We start from the raw sequence: 25,445 nt of genomic DNA on the forward strand, positions 1-25,445 counted from the left end.
GACCGGACCCGGGGGCCGAAGGACCCCCGGGTCCGGTCCGGCACTCCCGAGACAGCGTTTCGACAGCAGATCGTCGCCCGGCGTCTTCGCCGCATCCGCGGCAGTCGGTTTCCCGATGCCGCCGGGGCTGTTTCGGGTCTCGCGGCAGTTTTTCGTCCGACCGTGCATTTTCCTCTTGCAGGCCCCGGCGCGATTTCATAAATCCCCCCTCACCGAAAGGCAGCGCGGGCGTAGCTCAGGGGTAGAGCATAACCTTGCCAAGGTTAGGGTCGTGAGTTCGAATCTCATCGCCCGCTCCAATCGGAACCCGGTCGCAAGACCGCACCTCAGGCCGCAAGGCCATCGCCAAGGAAGCGGGCGTAGCTCAGGGGTAGAGCATAACCTTGCCAAGGTTAGGGTCGTGAGTTCGAATCTCATCGCCCGCTCCAGACGAAAAACCCTCCCCTCGGGGAGGGTTTCGTCTTTTCGGCTTCCCGCTTAACATCCGCCCCTGCCCGCCCTATAAGGCGCTGAAACCAGCAGGAGCAGCCGATGCGGACAGCCACGATCCATCGCAAGACCGCCGAGACCGAGATCTCGGTGACGGTGAACCTTGACGGCACCGGGGTCTACAAGAACGCCACCGGCGTCGGCTTTTTCGATCACATGCTGGATCAGCTGTCGCGGCATTCGCTGATCGATCTCGACATCACCGCCAAGGGCGATCTGCATATCGACGATCACCACACCGTCGAGGACACGGGCATCGCGCTCGGCCAGGCCTTGACCGCGGCTTTGGGCGACAAGCGCGGCATCCGCCGCTACGGGCATTTCGTCCTTGCGATGGATGATGCGCAGGTCGCTTGCGCGCTCGATCTGTCGGCGCGGCCGTTTCTGGTCTGGAATTGCGATCTGCCGACGCAAAAGATCGGCAGCTTCGATTGCGAGCTGGTGCGCGAGTTCTTTCAGGCGCTGTCGACGCATGGCGGGATCACGCTGCATGTCGACCGCGTGCATGGGGTGAACAGCCACCACATCGCCGAGGCCGCGTTCAAGGCGGTCGCCCGGGCGTTGCGGATGGCGGTCGAGCCCGATCCCCGGATGGCGGGCGTTCTGCCCTCAACGAAAGGGGCGCTCTGATGAGCCTGACGGTTCTGGTCGATTACGAAAGCGGCAACCTGCATTCGGCGCAAAAGGCCTTTGAACGCATGGCGCGCGAGGCCGGGCATGGCACGGTCGTCGTCACCTCGGAGCCCGATGTGGTGGCGCGCGCCGACCGGATCGTGCTGCCGGGCGACGGGGCCTTTCCGTCCTGCCGGGCGGCGCTGATCCGGCACAGCGGGCTGTTCGAGGCGGTGGACGAGGCGGTGACCCGCCGCGCCGTGCCCTTCATGGGGATCTGCATCGGCATGCAGATGCTGGCGACGCGCGGGCTGGAATTCGAGCCCACCCCGGGTTTCGGCTGGATCGGCGGCGAGGTGGTGCGGATCGCGCCGACCGATGCCACGCTGAAGGTGCCGCATATGGGCTGGAACGATCTGGTTCTGGATCACGCCCATCCGGTGCTTGACGGCATCACGACGGGCGATCATGCCTATTTCGTGCATTCCTATCATTTCGTGGTGGAAAACCCGGCGCATCGGCTGGCGCACGCCGATTATGCGGGCGCGATCACCGCGATCGTCGGGCGCGACAACATTGTGGGCACGCAGTTCCACCCGGAGAAATCGCAGCGCACCGGGCTGCGGATCCTCTCGAATTTCCTGAGCTGGAAACCGTGAGGGATTTCGCCTCGGCTTTCGCCGAGGCGACCCGGCGGGGGCTCCGCCCCGTCGTCCATTGGTTCTTGAACCAATGGCGCCCCAATGGACGCCCCCCGGGATATTTGCAGCAAGATAAAAGCAAGCCCGAGGTTTACTTCGCCTCGAAGGCGCAGCCGGGCTGGAAGCCGAGTTTGCCCAGAACGATCGCGGCCGGGCAGAAGCCGGTGAAGGCCGACTGGATCAGGTTCAGGCCGATGAAGACGGTGAACCACAGGAAATACGTCGACACGGTCCAGGTCAGCACGACGCTGAGCAGAACCATGATCCCTGCAAAGACAAGAACGGCGCGGTCAAGGGTCATCGGAAGCCTCCGGTTGCGGATGTCATTGCCCCTCAGATAGCATCGCCGCCCTACAAATTCAAGTTCTCGAATATTTCAGCGCTTGACCTTGCCGCGCGGCGGCGCAACTGAAGGGCAAAGGGAGAGCGCCATGGCCAGCACCAGCTTCATCGTCGAGGGGATGCATTGCGGCGCCTGCACCGGACGGGTGGAACGGGCGTTGCAGGCGGAAGCGGGGGTCACGCTGGCGGCGGCCAATCTGATGGCGCGTTCGGTCCGGGTCGCCTTCGAGCCGCCCGCCAGCGCCGAGACGCTGGCCGAGGCGCTGGCGCGGGCGGGCTATCCGATTGCGCAGGCCGAGACCTGTCTGGGCTTTGATGCCCCGCCCGAGGCCGGAAAGGTTGTGGCGGCGTTGCAGGCGACGCCCGGGGTGCTCTCGGTCCGGATCCTTCCCGAGGGCACGGCGCGGATTTCCTATGCGCAGGGCGCGGTGGCGCCCTCGGAGCTGGTGCGGATCCTGGGCGCGCTTGGGGTGCAGGCCCGGGTGATCAGCGCCACACCCGCCCCCGCCCCGGTGGCCGAGCGGCAGGCGGCGGAAGCCGCGCGGCTGAGGGGCCAGGTCCTGCTGTCGGCGCTTCTGACCGCGCCGGTCTTCTTCCTTGCCATGGGCCCGCATCTTTACCCACCGCTGCACCACGCACTTGCCCGGGCCATCGGCGAGGACGGGATGCAGAACCTGCAATTCTTCTTCACCACGCTGGTTCTGGCCTTTCCGGGGCGGGTCTTCCTGCGCCTTGGCCTGCCTGCCCTGTTTCGGCTTGCCCCCGAGATGAACGCGCTTGTCGCGCTTGGCGCCTTGGCCGCCTGGGGCTATTCGGCGCTGGTCGTGCTGGTGCCGCAGATCCTGCCGCCCGGCACCTTTGACGTTTATTTCGAGGCGGCGGCGGTGATCGTGACGCTGATCCTGCTGGGCCGCTGGCTTGAGGCGCGGGCCAAGGGGCAGGCGGGCGAAGCGATCTCGCGGCTGGTCGCGCTGCGCCCTGCCACGGCGCGGGTGCAGCGACCGGGCGGCACGGTCGAGCTGCCCGTCGCGGAACTCGCCCCCGGCGATCTGGTCGAGCTGGCCCCGGGCGGGCGGGTCGCGGTGGATGGGATCGTCACCGAAGGCCATGGATTCGTGGACGAAAGCATGCTGACGGGCGAACCCGTCCCGGTCGGGAAAGCCCCGGGCCAGCCGGTCACCGGGGGCACGGTGAACGGCACCTCGGCGCTGGTTTACCGCGTCACCGCGACCGGGGCGGATACGGTGCTCTCGCGCATCATCGCGCTGGTCGAAGCCGCGCAGGGGCAGAAATTGCCGGTGCAGGCGCTGGTCGACCGAGTCACCCGGGTCTTCGTGCCGGTGGTGATGGCGCTGTCCACCCTGACCTTCGCGGTCTGGTTCGCGTTGGGGCAAGGGCTTGCGCCCGCGCTGGTCGCGGCGATTTCGGTGATGATCATCGCCTGCCCCTGCGCGATGGGGCTGGCGACGCCGGTCTCGATCCTGGTCGGCACCGGGCGGGGGGCGGAGCTGGGCCTTCTGTTCCGGCGCGGCGATGCGCTGCAACGGCTGGCCGAGGTGAAAACCCTTGCCTTCGACAAGACCGGCACCCTGACCGAGGGGCACCCGGCGCTGACCGATCTGTTCGTCCTTCCGGGCCTGACCGAAGCGGATCTTTTGCGGCTGGCCGCCGGGGCCGAGGCGCGGTCCGAGCACCCGCTTGCCCGCGCCTTGGTGCAGGCGGCCGAGGCGGCGGGGATCGCCCCCGCCCGCGCCCGCAAGGTGGTGGCGACGCCCGGCCGGGGCCTGTCGGCCGAGGTCGAGGGGCGGCAGATCCTGCTCGGCAATGCCGTCGCATTGACCGAGGCCGCGATCGACCCGGCCCCGCTGCTGGCGACTGCCGAAACCTTTGCGCAGGATGGCAAAACCCCGGTTCTTGTGGCGCTGGATGGCATGCCCGTCGCGGTGCTGGCGCTCGCCGATCCGCTGAAACCCCATGCCGCCGCGGCCGTCGCGGCGCTGGTGCGCGAGGGGATCGCCGTGGCGATGATCTCGGGCGATGTCGCGGCCACGGCCGAGGCGGTCGGGCGGCAGCTGGGCATTTCGCGCGTCATCGCGGGCGTGCTGCCCGCGGGCAAGGTCGCGGCGCTGACGGCGATGAAGGACACCGGCGCCGTGGCCTTTGTCGGCGACGGGATCAACGACGCCCCTGCCCTTGCGGCGGCCGATGTCGGGCTGGCGCTGGGATCTGGCACCGATGTCGCGATCGAGGCGGCCGAGGTGGTGATCGTCGGCGCCGATCCGCGCGGGGCCGCCCGCGCGGTGGTGCTCTCGCGCGCGGTGATGCGCAACATCCGGCAGAACCTGTTCTGGGCCTTCGCCTACAACGCCGCGCTGATCCCGGTCGCGATGGGCGTTCTGGTGCCCTTTGGCGGACCTGGCCTGTCGCCGATGCTGGCCGCCGCGGCGATGTCGCTGTCGTCGGTCTTCGTCGTCACCAATGCCCTCAGATTGCGCCGCGCCGCCGCCTGAGCATCGGCGAAGCTCCGCCCATTGTCGCCCGGGCGTGGAAAATTCCTTTGCCGCAGGGATCACGGCTCGGTATCAGGGCTGAAACGAACCCGTGAGCGACTGGAGGCCACATGCTGTCCCGCCGATCCCTGCTGTTGAGCTTTGGTGCCGCCCTGGCGCTTTCGGCTTGTGGTACGGGCCGTCAATCTTCGAAAAACCCGCCCGATGGCCTGCTGAAAGCCGGTGAAAGCCCCGCGATGCGGGCGAAGATCAACCGCTGGGCCGATCATTACGACGTGCCGCGCAGCCTGGTGCACCGGATCGTGCAGCGCGAAAGCGGCTACAATCCGGGCGCCCGCAACGGCCCCTATTACGGGCTGATGCAGATCCATCCGCGCACCGCGGGCACGATGGGCTTTGACGGCTCTGCCGCGGATCTGCTCGATGCGGATACGAACCTGAAATACGGGGTGAAATACCTGCGCGGCGCCTGGATGTGCGCCGATGGCAGCGAAAGCCGCGCCGTAAGCTGGTATGCCAAGGGCTATTACTACGAAGCCAAGCGCCGCGGCATTCTGGAAGACGTCGGGCTCGCCTGAACCGCCGCCAGATCTGCCTGAAAAGCCCCGCCGGACCCTGTCCCGCGGGGTTTTTCCGTCTTAATCCTGTGCCCGCAGCACCTGCGCCGGCCGCACCGAGAGCGGGCGCGCCGCGAACAGCGTGCCCGCCGCCAGCACCGCCACCATGCCGCCCAAAACGATCCCCCCGGCCGAGACCGGATCGAAGCGGAACGACGCCTCCATCACGAAGCGCAGCACCGCCCATCCGGCCAGGGCCCCCACCGCCACCGCAATCGCCCCCGAGGCCGCGCCAAGGATCAGCGCCCGCAGCGCAAAGGACCAAAGGATCAGCCCGCGCGTCGCGCCCAGCACCTTGAGCAGCGCGGCTTCCCGCGCGCGGGCCTCTTCGCCCGCCGCCGCCGCGCCCAGAAGCACGGTGAAGCCGGTCAGCAGCGTGACCGAGGCCGCCAAAGCCACCGCCTGCGCGATCGAGGCCAGCGCGTCACTGACCCGCGCCATCGCCTCGCGCACCGGAATGGCGGTGACGGTCGGGAAGTCTTTCGAGAGCGCGCGCAGGATCGGCGCCTCGTCCGCGGGGGGCGCGTAGATCGTCGCCAGTTCGGTATGCGGCGCCCCCGAAAGCGCATTGGGCGAAAAGGTCAGCACGAAACCGATCCCCATCGTCGAAAAATCGACATCGCGGAACGAGGCGATCCCGGCCTCGATATCCCGCCCAAGAATGTTCACCGTCAGCCGGTCGCCCAGCTTCAGCCCCAGTTCCGCGGCCTCCTTGGCCGAGACCGAGACCAGCGGCGGCCCGGCGTAATCCTTGGGCCACCATTGCCCCTCGGTCAGTTTCTCGCGCGGGGCGTCCGCAAAGGTCACGCCACGGTCGCCGCGCAGCACCCAATGCTCGCCCGCGACCTTGCGCGCGTCCTCGCCGTTGATCTTCGTCAGGATGCCGCGCAGCATCGGCACGGTATCGACGCGCGAGACGCCCGCGAAATCCTGCATCCGGTCCACCAGCGCGGCGCGTTCGGGCGGCGGAATGTCCATCAGGAAGAAGGCGGGGGCGAGTTTCGGCAGGTCTTTCGCGATGGCGCCGCGCAGCCCGCTTTCGACCTGACCGACCGCGGCCAGAACCGACAGCCCAAGGCCCAGCGCCAGAATGACCGCCGTCGCCTCGGATCGCGGCGCACCGATGGCGGCCAGCGCCGCATGCAGCGCCGGAAACCGCGCGCTGCGCGGGCCAAGGCGCCGGGCCAGACGGCGGATGCCCGCGGCCGCCAGCGCCAACGCCACAAGCGCCCCGGCAACGCCGCCCAAAGTGCCCAGCGTCAGCGCGGGCAGGCCCGAAAACGCCACCGCCGCGCCCAGCAGCATGGCCGTCAGCGCGCCGATCAGCACCAGCATCCCCCAGCCCGGCAGGCCGCGCCGGGCCGTCTGCGCCTCGCGGTAAAGCGTGGCGGCGCGCAGTTCGGACAGCTGCGCCAAAGGCCAAAGCGCGAAGATCGCCGCCGTCAGCGTGCCGTAAAGCGCGGCCTCGAGCAGCGGGCGGGCGGCAAGCGTCACCGTGACCGGCACCGGCATCGCGGCGGCAATCGGGCCCTGCGCCGCCAGCACCAGCGCCGCGGCCAGCGCCAGCCCCGCCGTCACCCCCAGCGCCGTCAACGCGGCGAGCTGGATCAGAAACGCACCGCGGATCGTCGCCCCCGAGGCGCCCAGCGCCCGCAGCGTGGCGATGGTGGCGGCCTTGCGCGCGATCCAGGCCTGCACCGTGGCAAAGATGCCGACGCCCCCCACGGCCAGCCCGGCGAGCCCCACCAGCACCAGGAAAGAGCCGAGCCGGTCGGTGAACCGCTCGACCGAGGGGGCGGCGCGGCGCGCATCGCTCCAGCGCATCCCGGCGCCCTCGAAGCGCTTTTGCGCCGCGGATTTGAGCGCGGGCAGGCTTTGCCCCTCGGGCAGGGTCAGGCGGTATTGCGTTTCGTAAAGCGAGCCGGGGTTCAGGAGCGGCGTGCGTTCCAGCGCCGAAAGCGCCACCACCGAGCGCGCGCCAAAGGCCATGCCCGCCCCGCCCGCATCGGGTTCGCGCAAGAGCCGCGCCATGAAAACGAACGCCTGCCCGCCCAGCTTGAAGCGGTCGCCCGGTTGCAGCGCCAGACGCTCGGCCAGCACCGGATCAAGGAAAGCACCGGGCAGACCGCCCTGCCCCGCCAGCGCGGATGTGCCCACCGGCGGATCCAGCACCACCTGCCCGACGAGCGGCCAGTTTTCGTCCACCCCCTTGAGCTGCGTCAGCGCGGTTTCCGCGCCGTCGCCCGTGCTGGCCATCGAGCGCAGATCGACCACCTCCGAGATCCGCTCGCCCTGCGCCGCGATCCAGTCGCGCTCGGGGCCGGTCGCACGCCGATAGGTGAATTCCAGCTGCGCCTGCCCGCCCAGAAGCACCGCGCCCTGATCGGAAAGCCCCGCCCGGATCGCCTCGCGCACCAGGCCGACGGCGGCGATGGCCGCCACGCCCAGCATCAGGCACAGAAGAAAGATCCGGAACCCCTTGATTCCGCTGCGCAGTTCCGCGCGGGCGATGGACAGGGCGAGCCTCATGCCAGCCGCCCGTCCGTCAGACGCACCAGACGGCTGCAGCGCGCGGCAAGATCCGGGGCATGGGTGACCAGCACCAGCGTCGCCCCGGTTTCCGCCTGCAGGGTGAACAGAAGCTCGATGATCGCCGCACCATTCGCCGCATCGAGATTGCCGGTCGGTTCGTCGGCCAGAAGGATCGCCGGGCGCGGCGCGACGGCGCGGGCCAGCGCCACGCGCTGCTGCTCGCCGCCCGACATTTCCGACGGATAATGGTTGCGCCGATGGCCCAGCCCGACCCGGGCCAGTTCCGCCTCGGCGCGCGGCAATGCATCCTTTGCCCCGGCGATCTGCAGCGGCAGGGCGACGTTTTCCAGCGCGGTCATCGTGGGGACGAGGTGGAAAGACTGGAACACGATCCCCATGTTGCCGCGACGGAAGCGGGCCAGATCATCCTCGCCCAGCGCGGTCAGATCGCGGCCCAGCGCCATGACCTGCCCCGAGGTGGCGCGTTCCAGCCCGCCCATCAGCATCAGGAGCGACGACTTGCCCGACCCGGACGGCCCCACCAGCCCCACGCTTTCGCCGCGCAGGATATCGAGCGTGATGGCATGCAGGATCTCGACGGGACCGGCATTTCCGGCCAAGGTCAATCGCGCGTCGGCAAGGGAGAGAACGATGTCGGTCATCTGGGCCTGTCTGCAAAGGGGATCAGTCGGATATGGGGTGCGGCGGCGGCTGGGCAAGGCGGGGCTTGCGGGGATTTTCGCGCTTGTGATCGGCGGCGCGGCGGCGGCCGAGCCGGTGACGCTGCTTGCCGTGGGCGACAGCCTGACCCAGGGCTACGGGCTGGATCCGGATCAGGGGCTGGTGCCGCAGCTGCAGGCCTGGCTGACGGCGCGGGGCGCCGAGGTGACGGTGATCAATGCGGGGGTGTCGGGCGACACGACATCGGGCGGGCGGGCGCGGCTGGGCTGGTCACTGACGCCCGAGGTCGATGCGGTGATGATCGCGCTTGGTGGCAACGACATGCTGCGCGGACAGCCGCCCGCGCAGGCGCGCGCGAACCTCGACGCGATGCTGGCCGAGGTGAAAGCGCGGGGGCTGCCGGTGGCGTTGGTCGGGTTGAAGGCGCCCGGCAATTACGGCCCGGACTGGCAGGCCGGTTACGATGCGATCTGGCCGGAGCTTGGGGCGCGCTATGGCGCCGTCGTGGTGCCCGATCTGCTGGCGCCGATCGCCGCGAAGACGCCCGAGGCACGCGCGGCTGAGGGGCTGATGCAGGGCGACAACATCCACCCCTCGGCCAGGGGGGTGGGGCTGGTGGTCGGCGCCCTGGGGCCGAAGGTATTGGACTTGCTGGACCTTGTGAAGCCTGCGCCCTGAAACCGCGGTCGACAAGGGCGTATTTGGGCCAAGAAGAAATCAGCGGTTGCGGTCAAGCGCGATCAGCAGCGCGGCACCGATCAGCGAAAGCGCCGCGCCAAGGAAGGCGGCAAGGCCATAGCCGCCAAGGCTGGTGCCAAGCGCGAAGCAGGTGGCGGAAAAGGCGTCGCCCGCCAGTTTTTGCAACGCCATCAGCGAGGCGCCCGCGCCGGGGCGCTCGGCCATCAGGTCCTGCAGATAGGCCATTGGCTGGGTCAGCACGATGGCGCCGCCGATCGCACCAGACAGCGTCAACGCCCAGACGGCGGGGGTCTCGGCCAGAAGCGGGATGCCCGCCAGATGGACGGCGTAGAGAAACGTGCCCAGCGCGATCAGATGGGTGCGTTTGACCCTGGTCGCAACGAAGGGCAGCGCCAGCATGAAGGGCACTTCAAGCCCGGCCATGAGGCCCGCGTAAAGCGCGGTGTCAGAGGCGCCGCGAAACGGAATGCCCGCGAAAACCAGCCCGACGACGACCATGTAAAGCATCACCGCGCCGTTGATCGTGCCCAAAGCCAGAACCCGGATCAGCACCTGCGGATGGGCGATCTCGGTCAGCGCTTCGCGGAACGAAAGGCCCGAGGGCACGTCTTCCCAATGGGTTGCGCCGTCGCGCGGCCAAAGCCGGACGGTCAGCCCCAGCATCAGCACTGCCAAGACAAGGCAGACCGGATAGATCGCGGTGAGGGGGGTGTCGCCCTGAAACACCACCGACCAGATCGGCAGCACCACGACCCAGGGCAGCGCGAAAAGCGCGCGCAGGGTCGACAGGATCGCGGGCCGGTCGGCCTCGGGCTGGGTGGTGGCGGCCAGGCGGGCAAGCGCGAAGATCTGCCCGAAGATCGCGCTGGAGATCGGCAGCAACAGCGCATGGGCCAGAACGAAGGCGGGGGTGGCGGGGGCAAGGGCCATCAGCGCCGTGCCCAGCGTCAGCGCGGTGACGGTGGTCAGCGCGATGGCGCGGCGGTTGGCGCGCTGATCGGCCAGAATGCCGAAGCCGACCGAGGTGGCGACGGCGACCAGCGAGGCCAGGATCAGCAGCGCCGAAAACGCATGGTCCGAGAGGCCGAAGACCTTCACGGCAAGCGAGGACACATAGGGCGCGATCGTCGCGGCATGGGCGCCGAAAAGCACAAGCAGGCCGGCGGCCAGCATCAGGGTGCGGTCGCGCAGGATCGGGCGGAAGGGGGCGGCGAGGGACATGCGGCCTGATGCGCCTGGCAGAGGCGATTCTCAACCCCCTACGGCAGCACCTTGCCGGGGTTGAGGAGGCCCTTGGGGTCGAGCGCCGCCTTGATCGCGGCCATCATCGCCAGCGCGACCGGGTCTTTATGCGCCGCCATGGTGGCGCGTTTCGAAATCCCCACCCCGTGTTCGGCACTGAAACTGCCGCCCAGGGCGACCGCCTCGGCGCTGACCCGGGCACGGATCGCCTTGGCCAGCCCGGGGTCGGGACGCGCGGGGTAAGCGGTGTAATGGATGTTGCCGTCGCCCAGATGCGCGATCACCAGCTCCTCGGCGCCGGGATCAAGCGCGGCCAGCACGGGCGTCATCCGGGTCAGGAAAGTCTCCAGCCGGTCGAGCGGCAGGGCGATGTCGCAATCGACGATGTCCGGCGTGGTGAAGGTGATCTCGGCCGCCGATTCGCGCATCTCCCACAGCTTGCGGCGCTGCGTGGCCGATTGCGCGATCACCGCTTCGGTCACCTGCCCCGCCTCCAGCGCGGCACCCAGCAGGGCTTCCAGCGCGGCGACCGGATGGGCGCCGGGAATGGTCGTCGCGGTCTCGATCAGCACATTGACCGGGCGGGGGGCATAGGGACAGGCGAGCGCCGGTTTCAGCCGGGCAAGCCGCGCCATGTAGCGGTCGGGCATGAATTCAAACGCCTCGACCGCGCCGCCGGTGCCGGATTGCACGGTGTTGAGCAGCGCGAGCGCCTCGGACAGGCTCTCCAGCCCGACCAGCGCGGTTGCGTAGGCCGTGGGCGCGGGCACCAGTTTCAGCACGGCAGCGGTGATGATGCCCAAGGTCCCCTCGGCCCCGATGATCAGATCGCGCAGGTCGTAGCCGGTGTTGTCCTTGTGCAGGCCGGTCAGCCCGTGCCAGATCCGGCCATCGGCCAGAACCACCTCCAGCCCCAGACACAAGGCCCGGGCCGAGCCGTAGCGCAGCACATTCGAGCCGCCCGCATTGGTGGACAGAAATCCCCCCACCATCGCCGAGCCCTTGGCCCCGAAGCTCAGCGGAAAGGCCAGCCCCTGCCCGGCGGCAAGATCCTGCAGGGTTTCCAGCACCACCCCGGCTTCCGCCACCACCGTCCGCGCGGCGGGGTTCAGATCGCGGATGCGGGTCATGCGGGCCAGCGACAGCATCAGCGCGCCGGGCGCATAGGTGCCGCCGTTCAGCCCGGTGTTGCCGCCGACGGGCACGACCGGCGTGCCGGTCTGATGCGCCAGCCGCAGGACCGCCGCCACCTCCTCGGTCGTGCCGGGGCGGACAACGGCCAGGGGTTCCCAGGTATAATGCCCGGTCCATTCGCGGCCATGGGCCAAGGCTTCGGCCCCGCGCAGAACCTGCGCAGGGCCGAGAATTTCGCTCAAACGGTCAAGAAGATCCATCGGATCGCCCGGGGCTTTGGCCGCGCTTTTGCGTATTTGCACCAAGAAGAAACGGCATGGGTTTCTTCTTGGCCCAAATACGCCCTTTGCGCGGGGGCGGCAGGCTTAGCGCCAGCAGAAGAAATCCGCGGGCGCCTTGGCCAGCAGCTGCTTCGCCAGCTCCGCGCCAAGGGCCACGCCATCGGCGGCCGGACCACGGATCTCGCCGGTGATCGTCTCGGAGCCATCGGGACGCAGGATCTCGCCGCGCAGCCAGATCTGATCGCCTTCCAGCACCGAAAGACCGCCGATCGGGGTCTCGCAGGAGCCGTCGAGCGTCAGAAGGAAGCTGCGTTCGCAAGCCAGACGCAGCCCCGAGGGCGCGTGATGGATCGCATCGAGCAGCATCTTCGCGCGGGTATCGGCCTCGCGGCGTTCGATCCCGATGCAGCCCTGCGCCACGGCGGGCAGCATGTCTTCGGGCTCGATCGCGGATTTCGCGACGTCGGACATGCCCAGACGGTTCAGACCGGCGAGCGCGAGGAAAGTGGCATCGGCCACGCCTTCGCCCAGTTTCTTCATCCGCGTCTGCACGTTGCCGCGGAATTCGACCATCTTCAGATCGGGGCGGCGCGCCGCAAGTTGCGCGCGACGGCGCAAGCTGGAGGTGCCCACCACCGCGCCCTCGGGCAGCTCGGCGAGCGAGTTGTATTTCATCGAGACGAAGGCATCGCGGGTGTCTTCGCGCGGCAGGTAGCAGTCGAGGATCAGCCCCTCGGGCTGAAGCGTCGGCATGTCCTTCATCGAATGCACGGCGATGTCGATCGAGCCCGCCAGCATCGCCTCTTCGATTTCCTTGGTGAAAAGGCCCTTGCCCCCCACCTCTTTCAAAGGCTTGTCGGCGGCGATCAGCGCCGCGTTGTCGCCCGAGGTCTTGATCACGACGATCTCGAAGGCCTCTTCGGGCAGATCGAAGGCGGCCATGAGCCGCGAGCGGGTCTCAAAGGCTTGCGCGAGCGCCAGAGGGCTGCCGCGGGTGCCGATCTTCAGCGGGGCGTTGGGCGAGGGCATCTGTTCCATGCGCTTGGCATAACCGCGTCAGATTGCCCGCGCAAGCTTTACAAGTGTCAACAGTGCTTGACATTCAGCCGCAGGGGACGCTGTTAAGGGGCAAGAAGGAGGCCCTCCAAATGACCGACAAGACGATCCTGCGCGCCCTCAAGGGCGAAGTTCTTTCCACGCCGCCGGTGTGGCTGATGCGGCAGGCGGGCCGTTATCTGCCCGAATACCGCGCCACCCGCGCGCAGGCGGGCGATTTCCTCTCGCTGTGCTACACGCCGGACCTGGCCGCCGAGGTGACGCTGCAGCCGATCCGCCGTTACGGCTTTGACGCGGCGATCCTGTTTGCCGACATTCTGCTGCTGCCGCAGGCGCTTGGGCTGGATCTGTGGTTTGAAACCGGGGAAGGCCCCCGGATGTCCACCGTGACCTCGATGGAGGGCGTCAAGGGCCTGAAGGGCAAGGACGACATCCACGAGAAGCTTGCCCCGGTCTATGAGACCTGCAAGATCCTGTCGCGCGAGCTGCCGAAGGAAACCACCTTCATCGGCTTTGCGGGCATGCCCTGGACCGTGGCCACCTACATGATCGCGGGCCGCGGCTCGAAGGATCAGGCCGCCGCGCACAAGTTCAAGGACACCGACCGGGCGGCCTTCTCGGCGCTGATCGATGCGGTGACCGTGGCGACGATCGAATACCTCTCGAAACAGGTCGAGGCGGGCTGCGAAGTGGTCAAGCTCTTCGACAGCTGGGCCGGGTCGCTCAAGGGCCAGGATTTCGAGGATTTCGCGGTCGAGCCCGCCCGGATCATCACCGCCGAGATGAAGCGCCGCTTCCCCGGCCTGCCGGTCATCGCCTTCCCGCGCGAGGCGGGCAATGGTTACATCGGCTTCGCCGAGAAGACCGGGGCGGATTGCGTCGCCATCGACAATTCGGTTTCGCCCGACTGGGCGGCGGCGAATGTGCAGATGGGCAAGACCTGCGTGCAGGGCAACCTTGACCCGTCCTACATGGTGACCGGCGGCGAAGCCCTTGTCGAAGCGACGAAAAAGGTCGTCGCCGCGTTCAAGAACGGGCCCCATATCTTCAACCTCGGCCATGGCATCACCCCCGAGGCGAACCCGGACAACGTCACCCTGCTGATGGAAACCATCCGCAAGGGCTGAGCGCGCAGGGCGTATTTGGACCAAGAAAAAGGGGGCCGCGAGGCCCCCTTTGCATGTCTGGCGCAGCGGTTCAGAAGCTGCGCGGTTTTTTCGGGCCGGGCTTGCCCGCGGGTTTCGCGCCCGGCTTGGCAAAGCTTTTCGCGCCGTATTTCGGCGCCGGTTTGCCCTCTTTCGCGGCGGCGCCATGGCCGCCTTCGCGCGCCCAGGGGGCGGCCTTGCGGGGTTTCGGCGCCGGGGCGTCGCCCACGGGCTTGCGGGCCGGACGCTCGGCTTTCTCGAACCGCTCGGCGCGTTCGGGGCGCTCGGCCCCCTCTTCGCGCGGCGGGCCCTTGCGATGCGGCTTCAGCGCGGGCTTGTCGCCATAGCTGCCGCGCGGCGCATAGGGTTTCTTCTCGTAGGGCTTGCGATCGCCGGTCTTGGTCCAGCGGTCAGGCTTCGGCGCCGGACGGTCGAGGCCCTCGGGCATGCCCGGCAGATTTTCCACCGTGCATTTGCCTTCCATCACCCGGTCGGCGCCCAGACCCGCCTCGAAGCGGTCGGCCATCGATTCATGGATCTGCACGAAGGTCTCTTGCTGCATCACCCGGATCATCCCGATGTCGCGCCGGGTCAGATCGCCCGCGCGGCACAGCATCGGCAAAAGCCATTTCGGATCAACCCACTGGTCATGACCCATCGAGAGCCGATACCAGCGCGCGGCGCCGAATTCCTCGCGCGCGCGGGGCTTCGGCCCCTCGCCCACGGTGACGGCGATCACATCCTCGGGCGCGGTGCGGGCGGCGCGGAAATGGCGCAGCACGGCGGCGGCCAGCTGCTTCGGCTCATGCGTTTCCAAAAGCCGGGCGATGGCGTCAAATTCCTCGGCCGTCGCGGGCTCGACCAGCGCCGGTTCCGTCAGCAGACGTTCCTGATCGCGGGCCAGAATATCCTCGGGCGTCGGCGCCCCTTCCCAGGTCACCGAGACCTGCGCCTCGCGCAGCAGCCGCTCGGCCTTGGCGCGCACGTTCAGCGGCACGACAATCGCCGACAGCCCCTTGCGCCCGGCCCGGCCGGTGCGGCCCGAGCGGTGCAACAGCCCCTCGCGGTTCATCGGCAGATCGGCGTGAATCACCAGCTCCAGCCCCGGCAGGTCGATGCCGCGCGCGGCGACGTCGGTCGCAATGCAGACCCGCGCCCGGCCATCGCGCATCATCTGCAGCGCGCGCGAACGTTCGTCCTGCGTCAGCTCCCCCGACAGCGCCACGACCGAGAAGCCCCGGTTCAGAAGCTTGCCCGTCAGATGCGTCACCGCCGCCCGGGTCGAGCAGAACACGATGGCGCGCTCGGCCTCGTGCAGGCGCAGCAGGTTGACGATGGCGTTTTCCCGGTCGGACCGGTCCACCAGCACGCCGCGATAGTCGATATCGGCATGGCTTTCGCGCGACGACACGGTGGAAATCCGCTCCGCCTCGCGCTGGAAGGTCTGCGCCAGCCGCTCGATCTCGCGCGGGACCGTCGCCGAAAACATCAGCGTGCGACGCCCCTCGGGCGCGGATTCCAGAATGAATTCCAGATCTTCGCGGAAGCCCATGTCGAGCATCTCGTCGGCCTCGTCCAAGACGACGGCCGAGAGCGCCGACAGATCCAGCGCGCCGCGGCGGATGTGATCGCAGATCCGCCCGGGCGTGCCCACAACGATATGCGCGCCGCGTTCCAGCGCCCGGCGCTCGGCGCGGGCATCCATGCCGCCGACGGCGCCGGTGATCACCGCCCCCGCCTTTTCGTAAAGCCAGCTCAGCTCGCGGCTGACCTGCACGGCCAATTCGCGCGTCGGCGCGACAACCAGCGCGCGCGGCAGATCCGGATAAGGCGAAATGCCGTTTTCGCCCAAAAGCTCGGCCGAGATCGCCAGCCCGAACGCCACCGTCTTGCCCGACCCCGTCTGCGCCGAGACGAGGAGATCCCGTCCGGCCAGCTCGGGGCGCGTCACCGCGTCCTGAACGGGCGTCAGGGCATCATAGCCCCGCGCGGACAGAGCCTCGGCAAGCGCCGCGGGAAGATGGGGGAAGTCGGTCATATGGGGGGGGCTTTCGCTACAATCAAAGCGCAGCCCATACGCCCAATCTCCCCGAAAGGAAAGCCCCGTTCTGGCATCACGGCAAATATCCCGCTTTCACCTTGGCCAAATATCCCGGGGGGCGGCGCAGCCGGGGGGCAGAGCCCCCCTCCCCGGTTGCCTTTTTGCGCCGCGGGCGCAAGAATGCCGCAAACGGAGGGTTCCATGCGCAAGCTGATCGTGTTCGGTGTTCTGGCTCTGGCCGCCTGCGGCACGCCGCAGGAACAATGTATCAACCGCGAAACCCGCGAGATCCGGCATCTGCAGGACATGCTCGACGAGGTCGAGGGCAATCTGGCGCGCGGCTACGCCTATGAGGATTACGACGTGCCGATGACGCGCTGGGAACAATGCGGCACCGACGTGATCCGCCGCGGCAACGGCACGGTGATCGAAAAGCCGCGCATGTGCATGGAAGATTACACCGTCACCCGCACCCGCGAAGTGGCGATCGATCCGGTCTCGGAACGGCGCAAGCGCGACGGGCTGCGCGACAAGATCGACGAGCTGACCCCCGTCGCCAATGCCGCGATCCGCGCCTGCAAGGCGGCCTATCCCGAGGAATAGGCCCCCTCGCGCCAGCTGTCAGCGCCGCCGCCGCACCACCCGGCGCGCGGCGGGATCGGGCGCGGGCTTGGCCGGTTTCGTCGCATGCGCCACCGGACGCTCGGCCCGGAAGATGCGGAAGGCGCCGTCGCGGCCGCTGGGCGGGGTGATTTCCGTCACCTCGTGGAAGCATTCGCGCAGCACGGCTTCATAGGGCAGATGCCGGTTCGCCACCATCCAGAGCGTCCCCGAGAGCGACAAAAGCCCCGCCGCGGCGCGGATGAAGGCCACGCCCAGCCCCGGATCGGCGGCGCGGCTGGTGTGGAAGGGCGGGTTCATCACCACGGCCATCGGACGCGTCTCCAGCTTCACCTGCGTCGCATCGGCCCAATGAAACCGCGCCCGCGGATCGGTCACGTTGCGCGTCGCGCAGTCCAGCGCGGCATGGTCCGCCTCGATCAGGTCGATCTGCTCGACCCCCTTGCGCGTCAGAACCTGCGCCGCAAGCCAGCCCCAGCCCGCGCCCAGATCGACCACCCTTGCGGGCAGCGTCTCGGGCAGGCAGGCGGCGAGCAGCGCCGAGCCGCGGTCGATGCCATCGGCCGAAAACACCCCGGGCAGCGTGGTGAAGCCGGGCGCGGGCTGCAGCGGCCGCGCCTCCCAGCCCGCCAGCGCGCCCGGCGTGGCGGCAAAGCGGAAGATCTTGCCATGCGCCTTGGCGATCGGCTCCGAGATCGGCACGAGCGCGCGCAGATCTTTCAGCAGCGAATCGATGCCGTCGGTCTTCAGCCCGTCGACCCAGATCGGCCCGCCCGGCACGACGCGGGCGCAAGCCTCGGCCAGCAGCGCCCGCGCCTCGGCCTTGGCGCGCGGCACGAAGATCACGGCCGCGGCAAAACCGCGCTCCTCGGTCGCGGGCGCGACGGCATGGCCGCGCGCGGCCAGCGCCACATGATCGGGGCAGAACCCCTGCACCAGCTGCAGCCGGTCCTTTGGCAGATCGGACAGGTCGGTCTCGGCGGTGGGACGGTAAACGACGATCCGCCCTTCGGACGGCAAAGCTTCGGGCGCCTCAAGCGCCAGCGACAAACGGGGATGGCTCATCAGATCGGAGGGGTGCCCCCCTCACTCCTTTTCCATGGTGCATTGCAGCGGGTGCTGGTGACGGCGGGAAAAATCCATCACCTGCGAGACCTTGGTCTCGGCCACCTCGAAGGAATAGACGCCGACGACGGCCAGCCCCTTCTTGTGCACGGTCAGCATGATCTCGAAGGCCTGGGCATGGGTCATGCCGAAAAAGCGCTCCAGAATGTGCACGACAAATTCCATCGGCGTGTAATCGTCGTTCAGCAGCATGACCTTGTACATCGGCGGCCGGGCCGTGCGGGGCGCGGTCTTGACCGCAAGTCCGGCCTCGCCCGTACCATCCCCCTCGCCGTCTCCGGCGCGAGGGGCGCTGAGGTAAAGAGGGTGAAGCACGGGCAGTCCTCCGCAGTGTCGAAAGGGTCGAATCGGTGTCAAATATCCATGATCGCAGGGAATCGTGGATCCGGGGATCAATATAGGACCATGGCGCGGCAAGAAAAGCCAGTGCGGCGCATCTTGCCAACCGCGCGCCCCGGCGTCAGGTTGACCGCGCAAGGAGAGCCCCGATGACCCTGACCACGATCGGCTTCGACGCCGATGACACGCTTTGGCACAACGAGCGGTTCTTTCGCCTGACCCAGGCGCGGTTTCACGACCTGCTGGCCGATCACGCCGAGACCGCGGATCTGGAACAGCGCCTGCTGGCCGCCGAGCGCCGCAACGTCGGCGCCTATGGATTTGGCGTCAAGGGCTTCACCCTGTCGATGATCGAGACCGCGATCGAGGTCAGCGCGGGCCGCGTGCCCGCCGCGGTGATCGGCGAGATCCTGGCGGCCGGGCGCGAGATGCTGGCGCATCCGATCGAGATCCTGCCCCATGCCCGCGAAGCGGTCGAGGCGCTGTCGGACCGCTACCGGCTGGTGCTGGTGACCAAGGGCGATCTGCTCGATCAGGAACGCAAGCTGGCGCAATCGGGCCTCGGCGATCTTTTCGACGCGGTCGAGATCGTCTCGGACAAGCGCCCCGACACCTACCGCGCGGTCTTCGCGCGGCACGGCACCGGCGCCGATCAGGGGCTGATGGTGGGCAATTCGCTGAAATCCGACGTGCTGCCGATGCTCGAGGCGGGCGGCTGGGGCGTGCATGTGCCGCACGAGATGACCTGGGCGCTGGAACATGCGGCCCCGCCCGCGGCGCATCCGCGCTTTGCCGCGCTGCCGGATCTGGGCGGGCTGACGGGGCTTGTCGGCGCGATCGAGGCAGCCGCCAAAAGCTGATCGGCGCCGGGCAACCACAACCTCTGGCATGCATCCCCGCCGCCGCCGCAACATGTTGACGGAATTCAGCCCTGCGTTGCACGAACGCCTCAGTTGAAGCCTTTGAATCTTCGTGGTTTTCAGCACCGGGAAGCCGTGCTAATCTTGCCGCCAAGTCCCAGACCACAACGGGGCACATAGAGGCAGTAAGGGCAGTTATCGTGACCAGGCTGACGCACTGGGGCCTTTCGGGGCTTTTGGCAGTATTCTTGGCTCTTCTTCCGGTGGCGCTTTCGGCGGCACCGTTTGCGGCCTATGTGATGGACGCCCGCACCGGCGAGGTTCTTTACGAAAAGAACGCCGACACGCGGCTTCACCCGGCCTCGCTGACCAAGATGATGACGCTTTACATCGCGTTTCAGGCGATCGAGTCGGGCGAGGCGAGCCTTGACACGATGGTGACGGTCTCGGCCAATGCGGCCGGTCAGGCGCCCTCGCGGCTGGGCCTGCGCACCGGGCAAAAGATCGCGCTGCGCTATCTGATCCGCGGCGCCGCGATCAAGTCGGCCAACGATGCCGCCGCGGCGATCGGCGATTTTCTGGGCGGCGACGAGGCGCGTTTCGCGGCGCGGATGAACCGCACCGCCAAGGCGCTTGGCATGAAGAACACCACCTTCAAGAACGCCAACGGGCTGACGAAGCCGGGGCACCTGTCGACCGCGCATGACATGTCTCTGCTCGGCCGCCACCTGCTTTACGATTTTCCCCAATATTACAACCTGTTCTCGCGCCGGACCGCAGATGCGGGCATCGCCCATGTGGCGAATACGAACCGCCGCTTTCTGGACGCCTACGAGGGCGCGGACGGGATCAAGACCGGCTACACCGTGCCCGCGGGCTTCAACCTGACCGCCTCGGCGCAGCGCGGCAACAAGCGCATCATCGCGACGGTCTTCGGCGGCACCTCGCCCGCGGCGCGCAATGCGAAGATGGCCGAGCTGCTCGATCTGGGCTTTGAGCGCGCGCCGGGCAAGGTCAATGCGCAAAAGCCCGAGCCGCCGATGCTGATGGCCAATGCCGACAGCGACATCGCCGGTCCGCAGGTCGACGCCGCACAAACGGCCGAAGACGGCGACGAGGAGGCGGTGAAACTCGCCGCCGCCGCCGCCGGGGCCGCGACCGTCGCCGCCCGCGCCGCCGCCCCCGAAGAGGTCGCCCCCGAGACCGTGGAGCTTGCCGGCCTTGCCCGCAGCCCGCGCCCGCAGGCCCGCCCCGCCGCTGCGCCCGAGCCGGAAGACGCGCCGGTGCAACTGGCCGCCGCCGCCCCCGAACCGGCCCCCGAAGCCGAGCCTCTCGAACAGGTCACCGCGCCGCAGCCCGAGACGCTGGCGATGATCGAACCCGCCGACGAAACCGTCGAGGCGCAGGGCGACACCGATCCCTCCGGTCCGGTCTTCATCCAGACCGCCACCGCGCAGCCCGAAACCCTGGCGCTCGGCTCCTCGGCGCAGGTGCCGCGCAACGACACGGTGATTCTCGCCGCGCTGACGCCGCCCGCGCCGATGCCCGAAGGCAAGCGCGAGGTCGTCGCCCGCGCCTCTTCCTCGGGCGGGCGCAACTGGGGCATCAGCCTTGGCAAATATCCGTCGCAATATGCCGCCGAACAGGTGCTGCTGAAAACCGCGCTGATGGAAAGCACCGCGCTGTCGCAGGGGCTGCGCAAGGTCGCCACCCGGAAATCGGGCTATGACGCGCTCTTTGTCGGGCTCAGCCGCGGCGATGCCGATCTGGCCTGCGCGCGCCTTGCCGCCCGCGCGGTCGATTGTTCGGTGATCGGGCCGTAAGCCCGGCCCTGCCCGCGACAAGAGCGTATTTTTGCCAAGAAGAAACCCGGATCCCTGAAAAAGAGGTCCGGGTTTCTTCTTGGTCCAAATACGCCCTTTGCGCCGTGTCAGCTTTTGGGACGGTCGTCGTATTTGCCCGACAGGATCCGTTCGGCATCGCCCTTCGGGTCGTCATATTGCCGGGCGCGCAGCGACCACAGGAAGGCGACAAGGCCGAAACCGCCCAGAAACAGCGAGATCGGGATCAGATAGGTCAGGACCGACATCTTGGGCTCCGTTCGGGCTATTTCAGCCGCATCGAGTTCAGCGACACAGTAATCGACGAGGTGGACATCGCCAAGGCCGCCGCGAGCGGCGTGGCAAGACCCACCAGCGCCAGCGGCACGGCGACGACGTTATAGGCGGCGGAGATCACGAAATTCTCCTTGATCCGGCGCCGCGCCTGTCCGGCGATGCGCAGGGCATCGCCCACCGGCGCCAGATCGGCGCCCAGAAGCACGATGTCGGAGGCCGTGCGCGCCGCATCGAGCGCCGAGGCGGGCGAGATCGAGACATGCGCCGCCGCCAGCGCCGCGGTGTCGTTGAGCCCGTCGCCCACCATCAGGACGCGCCGCCCCTGCCCCATCAGATCGGCCACAAGCGCCGCCTTTTCGGCGGGCAGCGTGCCCGAATGCCATTCGGTGATGCCCAGCTTGCCCGCAAGCGCCGAGACCGCCGTCTCGACATCGCCCGAGACCATCAGCACCCGCTTGCCCTGCGCGGTCAAAAGCGCCACCGCCTCGGCCGCGCCCAGACGCAGGTGATCCGAGAAGCGGAAGGTCACCGGAGCGGCCTGCCCCAGCCGCAGATGCGTGGAGGTGCCATCGCAGGGCGCGGCACCGACCCAGTCGGCCCGGCCCAGACGCAGCGCCAGACGGCCCAGCCGCCCCTCGATGCCGAAGCCGGGCACCTCGCGCAGATCATCGAGCGCGACGGGGCGGATTTCGCGGGCTTCGGCCGCCGCCACCAGCGCCCGCGCCAGCGGATGCGAGGAGGCCTGCGCCAGCGCCGCCGCAACCGAGAGGGTTTCCTCCTCGATCGTGTCGAGCCCTTCCAGAACCGGCGTGCCCATGGTCAGCGTGCCGGTCTTGTCGAAAACCACCGTATCGACCTCGGCCAGCCGTTCAAGCGCGGTACCGTCCTTGATCAAAAGCCCCTTGCGGAAGAGCTTGCCCGAGGCCGCGGTGATCACCGCGGGCACCGCCAGCCCGAGCGCGCAGGGGCAGGTGATGATGAGGACGGCGGCCGAGATGTTGACGGCAAAGCGCAGATCGCCGCCCGTCGCCCACATCCAGTAGCCGAAGGCGGAGAACGAGAGCGCATGCACCAGCGGCGAATAGGCCCGCGCGGCACGTTCGGCCAAGGTCGTGTAGCGGGTCTTCGCGCTTTCGGCCATCGCCACCAGATCGGCCATCCGGTGCAGCGAGCTGTCCTTGCCCGCCGCGGTGACACGCAGCGTCAAAGGTCCGGTCAGGTTCACCTCTCCGGCGGACAGCATCGTGCCCGGGCCGACATAGACCGGCAGGGTTTCCCCGGTCAGAAGCGAGCGGTCGGTTTCCGACGTGCCCAGGGTCACCTCGCCATCGGCCGGGATGCGGCCGCCCGGGCGCACCCGGATCAGATCGCCGGGCTTCAGATCGGCCACCGGCACGACGGTTTCGACGCCCTCGCGCAGCAGCGTCGCGCGGGGGACTTCGAGCGCCGCCAGCTCCTCGGCGGCGGAGCGCGCCACGGCGCGGGTGCGGTAGTCAAGATAGCGGCCGACGAGCAGGAAGAAGGACAGCATCACCGCCGCGTCGAAATAGGCGTGATGGCCGTGGTTCATCGTCTCGAAGATCGAGATCGAGGAGGCGAGGATCAGCGCCAGCGAGATCGGCACATCCATGTTGACGCGGCCGTGTTTCAGCCCGCCCCAGGCCGAGGCGAAGAAGGGCTGGCCGACGAAGACCACGGTGGGCAGCGCGATGGCGGCGGAAATCCAGTGGAACATGTCGCGCGTCGCGGCCTCGGCGCCCGACCAGACCGCGATCGACAGAAGCATGATGTTCATCATCGCGAAACCGGCGACGCCGATCCGCATCAAAAGATCCCTGCCCCGCTTGTCGGTTTCCGTCGCCGAGAGCATGCCGGGGTCCAGCTCATAGGCCTCGTAGCCGATCTTGCCGAGCGCCTCGACCAGCGCCTCGGCGGTCACCCCCGCCTCGGCATCGACCGAAACGCGCTTCAGCGTCAGGTTGACCCGCGCCGAGCGCACGCCCGGCTGCGCCTCCATCTCGCGTTCGACATCGGTGATGCAGACCGCGCAATGGGCGGTGGGCAGCGACAGCATGATCCGCGCCCCCTTGATATCGCCCGATTTCGCCAGATCTTCGGCCGAGGGCGCGGCAAGGCAGGCCGGGCAGGCGGAAGCGGACAGGTGATCTTCGGTGACCCCCGCAGGGGAGGTCACCGACGCAAGGGGGGCAGCGGTCATTGGGCTCAGCCTTCGACGAAGAAATCGAGGCGCTGCCGGAACAGCACCCCGTCCGCGGATGTGGCAGAAAGGTGGATCAGCCAGGCCCCGGGGGCAAGGCTGAGGGGCGCGGAATAGACGCCGTCGGTCCGGGTCATCTGCGGTTTGCGGTCATCCGCGGCCATGGTGGTGCGGCCGACCAGAACCTCGAGCTGGCCCAGCGGCGCGGGGTTCCCCGCCCGGTCGCGGATGTCGAGGGTGAGCAGACCGTTCGCGTAGGCGGGCTTCACCGTCCAGCCAAGCCGCTCCTGCGCGGCGCGGTCGGCGTCGAAGGTCTGCGAGGCGACATAGGAATTCGCCACCTCGAGCCCCGGGAAGGTCTTCACCGCCTGCACCGCCATCGTCACGTTGACGGCGATGATCAGCCCGAAGAAGGCCACGAACATCAACAGGACCTTGCGGCCGGTCAGCGGTTTCGCCATCTCACTTGCCCTTGCCATTGAAGACGGTCCCGGCCGAATCCGACACCGGCTCGTCCTCGCCCACCTGTTCGACCCAGATCATGATCTCGGTCCGCTTGGCCCCGGCAAGATCCGACGCGGGACCAGCATCGAGATAAAGGCGCTGGTTGTAAAGCTGGTCGGCGGGCACGGTGATCGTGTCGCCCTCGACCCCTTCCAGCGTCAGTTTCAGCGCCTGGGTTTCCTCGTAATCCGCCGTCGTGGCCGAGATGCGGAAGGTTTCTTCCGAACCGTGCTTGTTGCGGATGCGCAGGGTGTAGATGTTGCGGATCGTGCCGTCCGATTGCGTCACGAACAGCGGATCACGGCTGGGCGTGACGTTGAAGTCGAGCGGCGAGCGCAGGAAGAGCCCCACCACCAGCGCGATGCCGAAGCCCGCCCAGAGCGTGAAGTAAAGCAGCGTGCGCGGCCGCAGCACGTGTTTCCAGATGTTGGTGACCTTGTTGCCGGCGCGTTCGCTCGTTTCGTCCTTCAGCGCCATGTAGCCCACCAGGCCGCGCGGCTTGCCGATCTTGTCCATCATCTCGTTGCAGGCGTCGATGCACAGCCCGCAGGTGATGCATTCGAGCTGCTGGCCGTTGCGGATGTCGATCCCCATCGGGCAAACGTTGACGCAGGCCATGCAATCGATGCAATCGCCCTGCCCCTCGGCCAGTTTCTCGTTCTTTTGCAGCTTGCCGCGGGGTTCGCCGCGCCAGTCGCGATAGGCGATGGTGATCGTGTCCTCGTCCATCATCGCGGCCTGAATGCGCGGCCAGGGGCAGGCATAGATGCACATCTGTTCGCGGGCGAAACCGCCAAAGGCAAAGGTCGTCGCGGTGGCGATGGCGATGGTGGTGTAAGCGATCGGCGAGGCGTCGCCGGTGAGAAGATCGGAAAGCAGCGTCGGCGCATCGGTGAAATAGAACACCCATGCCCCCCCGGTGGCCAGACCGATGAACAGCCAAAGCCCCCATTTGATCAGCCGCTTGCGGATCTTCTCGGCGTTCCAGGCCTGACGGTGCAGGCGGATGCGGTTGTTGCGGTCGCCCTCGACCCAGCGTTCGACAAGGATGTAAAGATCGGTCCAGACCGTCTGCGGGCAGGCATAGCCGCACCAGACCCGGCCCAGCGCCGAGGTGAACAGGAACAGCCCAAGCCCCGCCATGATCAGAAGGCCCGCGACGAAGTAGAATTCGTGCGGCCAGATCTCGAGCCCGAAGAAGAAGAAGCGCCGGTTGCCAAGATCAAGCAGAACCGCCTGATCGGGCAGCGCCGCGCCGCGGTCCCAGCGGATCCAGGGCGTGATGTAATAGATGCCCAGCATCAGCGCCATCAGCACCCATTTGAGCGAACGGAACTTGCCGGAAATGCGTCGGGGGAAAATCGGTTCACGCGCAAAGTAAAGCGGCGCGTCGTCGGGACTTGGTTGATTGGCGCTCACGGGTGTCTCCGTTGGCTGGGCTCCGTCCTGACGGGATTGAACAGGAACGGGCCGGGTTTGCAACTGCACCTTAAAGCTATATTGCCGATGCAGCTTTTTGGACGTGCGTTCCCCGGATCGGGGCATTTCGGCCAGTGTGTCCCCTTGATCGACAGGGCCA

The 25,445-nt window shown here is 68.1% G+C and carries 22 protein-coding genes and 2 tRNA genes; 11 read left to right on the forward strand and 13 right to left on the reverse strand.

Annotated elements, in window-relative coordinates:
* The first annotated feature begins 224 nt into the window (after positions 1-224).
* From FBT96_RS06125 to hisH, 4 genes are all read left to right on the forward strand, one after another.
* Positions 225-299, forward strand: a tRNA-Gly gene (locus FBT96_RS06125).
* Between the two features lie 54 nt (positions 300-353).
* Positions 354-428: transfer RNA gene (locus tag FBT96_RS06130), tRNA-Gly, on the forward strand.
* Positions 429-531: 103 nt separating this feature from the next.
* Complete coding sequence (gene hisB / locus FBT96_RS06135; protein WP_136905445.1) at positions 532-1,119, forward strand: imidazoleglycerol-phosphate dehydratase HisB; 588 nt, start codon at positions 532-534, stop codon at positions 1,117-1,119.
* Positions 1,119-1,760 (forward strand): imidazole glycerol phosphate synthase subunit HisH, encoded by a 642-nt coding sequence (gene hisH / locus FBT96_RS06140; RefSeq protein WP_136905446.1) that lies wholly within the window; start codon positions 1,119-1,121, stop codon positions 1,758-1,760. The genes hisB and hisH overlap by 1 nt, the downstream gene beginning before the upstream one ends.
* Positions 1,761-1,893: 133 nt before the next feature.
* On the opposite strand, the gene FBT96_RS06145 is transcribed toward hisH, so the two are convergent.
* Positions 1,894-2,103, reverse strand: a complete 210-nt coding sequence (locus tag FBT96_RS06145; RefSeq protein WP_136905447.1) for a YgaP family membrane protein — start codon at positions 2,101-2,103, stop codon at positions 1,894-1,896.
* Between the two features lie 130 nt (positions 2,104-2,233).
* Here FBT96_RS06145 and FBT96_RS06150 point away from each other — a divergent pair, with 130 nt between their 5' ends.
* Together FBT96_RS06150 and FBT96_RS06155 are read left to right on the forward strand one after the other, a co-directional pair.
* On the forward strand, positions 2,234-4,654 hold the full coding sequence (locus FBT96_RS06150; protein ID WP_136905448.1) for a heavy metal translocating P-type ATPase: 2,421 nt from the start codon (positions 2,234-2,236) through the stop codon (positions 4,652-4,654).
* A gap of 110 nt (positions 4,655-4,764) precedes the next feature.
* Complete coding sequence (locus FBT96_RS06155) at positions 4,765-5,232, forward strand: transglycosylase SLT domain-containing protein (protein ID WP_136905449.1); 468 nt, start codon at positions 4,765-4,767, stop codon at positions 5,230-5,232.
* Between the two features lie 60 nt (positions 5,233-5,292).
* Here the strand turns inward: FBT96_RS06155 and FBT96_RS06160 are convergent, their stop codons facing one another.
* Both FBT96_RS06160 and FBT96_RS06165 read right to left on the reverse strand, forming a co-directional pair.
* Positions 5,293-7,800, reverse strand: coding sequence for an ABC transporter permease (locus FBT96_RS06160; RefSeq protein WP_136905450.1), 2,508 nt, complete (start codon positions 7,798-7,800; stop codon positions 5,293-5,295).
* Entirely contained in the window at positions 7,797-8,465 is a 669-nt protein-coding gene (locus tag FBT96_RS06165) for an ABC transporter ATP-binding protein (RefSeq protein WP_136905451.1), read from the reverse strand. Before FBT96_RS06165 ends, FBT96_RS06160 begins: the two co-directional genes overlap by 4 nt.
* Between FBT96_RS06165 and FBT96_RS06170 the strand changes: the two genes are divergently transcribed.
* Complete coding sequence (locus FBT96_RS06170; protein ID WP_249306335.1) at positions 8,455-9,162, forward strand: arylesterase; 708 nt, start codon at positions 8,455-8,457, stop codon at positions 9,160-9,162. The genes FBT96_RS06165 and FBT96_RS06170 overlap by 11 nt on opposite strands.
* A gap of 39 nt (positions 9,163-9,201) precedes the next feature.
* On the opposite strand, the gene FBT96_RS06175 is transcribed toward FBT96_RS06170, so the two are convergent.
* The 3 genes from FBT96_RS06175 to hemC form a co-directional block, all read right to left on the reverse strand.
* Positions 9,202-10,404 carry an MFS transporter gene (locus FBT96_RS06175; protein WP_136905452.1) on the reverse strand — a complete coding sequence of 401 codons (1,203 nt, stop codon included), beginning with the start codon at positions 10,402-10,404 and terminating at the stop codon, positions 9,202-9,204.
* 38 nt (positions 10,405-10,442) lie between these two features.
* Positions 10,443-11,819, reverse strand: coding sequence for an FAD-binding oxidoreductase (locus FBT96_RS06180; RefSeq protein WP_136905453.1), 1,377 nt, complete (start codon positions 11,817-11,819; stop codon positions 10,443-10,445).
* A gap of 105 nt (positions 11,820-11,924) precedes the next feature.
* Positions 11,925-12,869, reverse strand: coding sequence for a hydroxymethylbilane synthase (gene hemC / locus FBT96_RS06185; RefSeq protein ID WP_169583253.1), 945 nt, complete (start codon positions 12,867-12,869; stop codon positions 11,925-11,927).
* A gap of 119 nt (positions 12,870-12,988) precedes the next feature.
* Here hemC and hemE point away from each other — a divergent pair, with 119 nt between their 5' ends.
* Entirely contained in the window at positions 12,989-14,023 is a 1,035-nt protein-coding gene (hemE, locus tag FBT96_RS06190; RefSeq protein WP_136905455.1) for a uroporphyrinogen decarboxylase, read from the forward strand.
* A 70-nt stretch (positions 14,024-14,093) separates the two neighbouring features.
* Here the strand turns inward: hemE and FBT96_RS06195 are convergent, their stop codons facing one another.
* Entirely contained in the window at positions 14,094-16,079 is a 1,986-nt protein-coding gene (locus FBT96_RS06195; protein ID WP_136905456.1) for a DEAD/DEAH box helicase, read from the reverse strand.
* Between the two features lie 204 nt (positions 16,080-16,283).
* Between FBT96_RS06195 and FBT96_RS06200 the strand changes: the two genes are divergently transcribed.
* Positions 16,284-16,685, forward strand: a complete 402-nt coding sequence (locus FBT96_RS06200; RefSeq protein WP_023921029.1) for a hypothetical protein — start codon at positions 16,284-16,286, stop codon at positions 16,683-16,685.
* A gap of 18 nt (positions 16,686-16,703) precedes the next feature.
* Here FBT96_RS06200 and FBT96_RS06205 read toward each other — a convergent pair whose 3' ends face one another.
* Together FBT96_RS06205 and clpS are read right to left on the reverse strand one after the other, a co-directional pair.
* The gene (locus tag FBT96_RS06205; RefSeq protein WP_136905457.1) at positions 16,704-17,768 is read right to left on the reverse strand and encodes a class I SAM-dependent methyltransferase; all 1,065 of its coding nucleotides are present in this window, start codon (positions 17,766-17,768) and stop codon (positions 16,704-16,706) included.
* A 21-nt stretch (positions 17,769-17,789) separates the two neighbouring features.
* Positions 17,790-18,143, reverse strand: a complete 354-nt coding sequence (gene clpS, locus FBT96_RS06210; RefSeq protein WP_023921033.1) for an ATP-dependent Clp protease adapter ClpS — start codon at positions 18,141-18,143, stop codon at positions 17,790-17,792.
* A gap of 173 nt (positions 18,144-18,316) precedes the next feature.
* Here clpS and FBT96_RS06215 point away from each other — a divergent pair, with 173 nt between their 5' ends.
* Together FBT96_RS06215 and FBT96_RS06220 are read left to right on the forward strand one after the other, a co-directional pair.
* On the forward strand, positions 18,317-19,027 hold the full coding sequence (locus tag FBT96_RS06215) for an HAD family hydrolase (RefSeq protein WP_136905458.1): 711 nt from the start codon (positions 18,317-18,319) through the stop codon (positions 19,025-19,027).
* A 200-nt stretch (positions 19,028-19,227) separates the two neighbouring features.
* A complete protein-coding gene (locus FBT96_RS06220; RefSeq protein ID WP_136905459.1) occupies positions 19,228-20,850 on the forward strand; it encodes a D-alanyl-D-alanine carboxypeptidase family protein in 1,623 nt (540 codons plus the stop codon).
* A gap of 107 nt (positions 20,851-20,957) precedes the next feature.
* Here FBT96_RS06220 and ccoS read toward each other — a convergent pair whose 3' ends face one another.
* Genes ccoS through ccoG form a run of 4 tightly spaced genes read right to left on the reverse strand, consistent with a single transcriptional unit; the run spans position 20,958 to position 25,285 of the window.
* A complete protein-coding gene (gene ccoS, locus FBT96_RS06225; protein WP_013066901.1) occupies positions 20,958-21,116 on the reverse strand; it encodes a cbb3-type cytochrome oxidase assembly protein CcoS in 159 nt (52 codons plus the stop codon).
* A gap of 17 nt (positions 21,117-21,133) precedes the next feature.
* A complete protein-coding gene (locus FBT96_RS06230) occupies positions 21,134-23,362 on the reverse strand; it encodes a cation-translocating P-type ATPase (protein WP_136905460.1) in 2,229 nt (742 codons plus the stop codon).
* Between the two features lie 5 nt (positions 23,363-23,367).
* Positions 23,368-23,823, reverse strand: coding sequence for a FixH family protein (locus FBT96_RS06235; RefSeq protein ID WP_136905461.1), 456 nt, complete (start codon positions 23,821-23,823; stop codon positions 23,368-23,370).
* 1 nt (position 23,824) lies between these two features.
* The gene (gene ccoG / locus FBT96_RS06240; protein WP_136905462.1) at positions 23,825-25,285 is read right to left on the reverse strand and encodes a cytochrome c oxidase accessory protein CcoG; all 1,461 of its coding nucleotides are present in this window, start codon (positions 25,283-25,285) and stop codon (positions 23,825-23,827) included.
* Positions 25,286-25,445: the final 160 nt, after the last annotated feature.

The sequence above is a fragment of the Rhodobacter capsulatus genome, from assembly GCF_005144475.1.
Taxonomy (GTDB): domain Bacteria; phylum Pseudomonadota; class Alphaproteobacteria; order Rhodobacterales; family Rhodobacteraceae; genus Rhodobacter; species Rhodobacter capsulatus_C.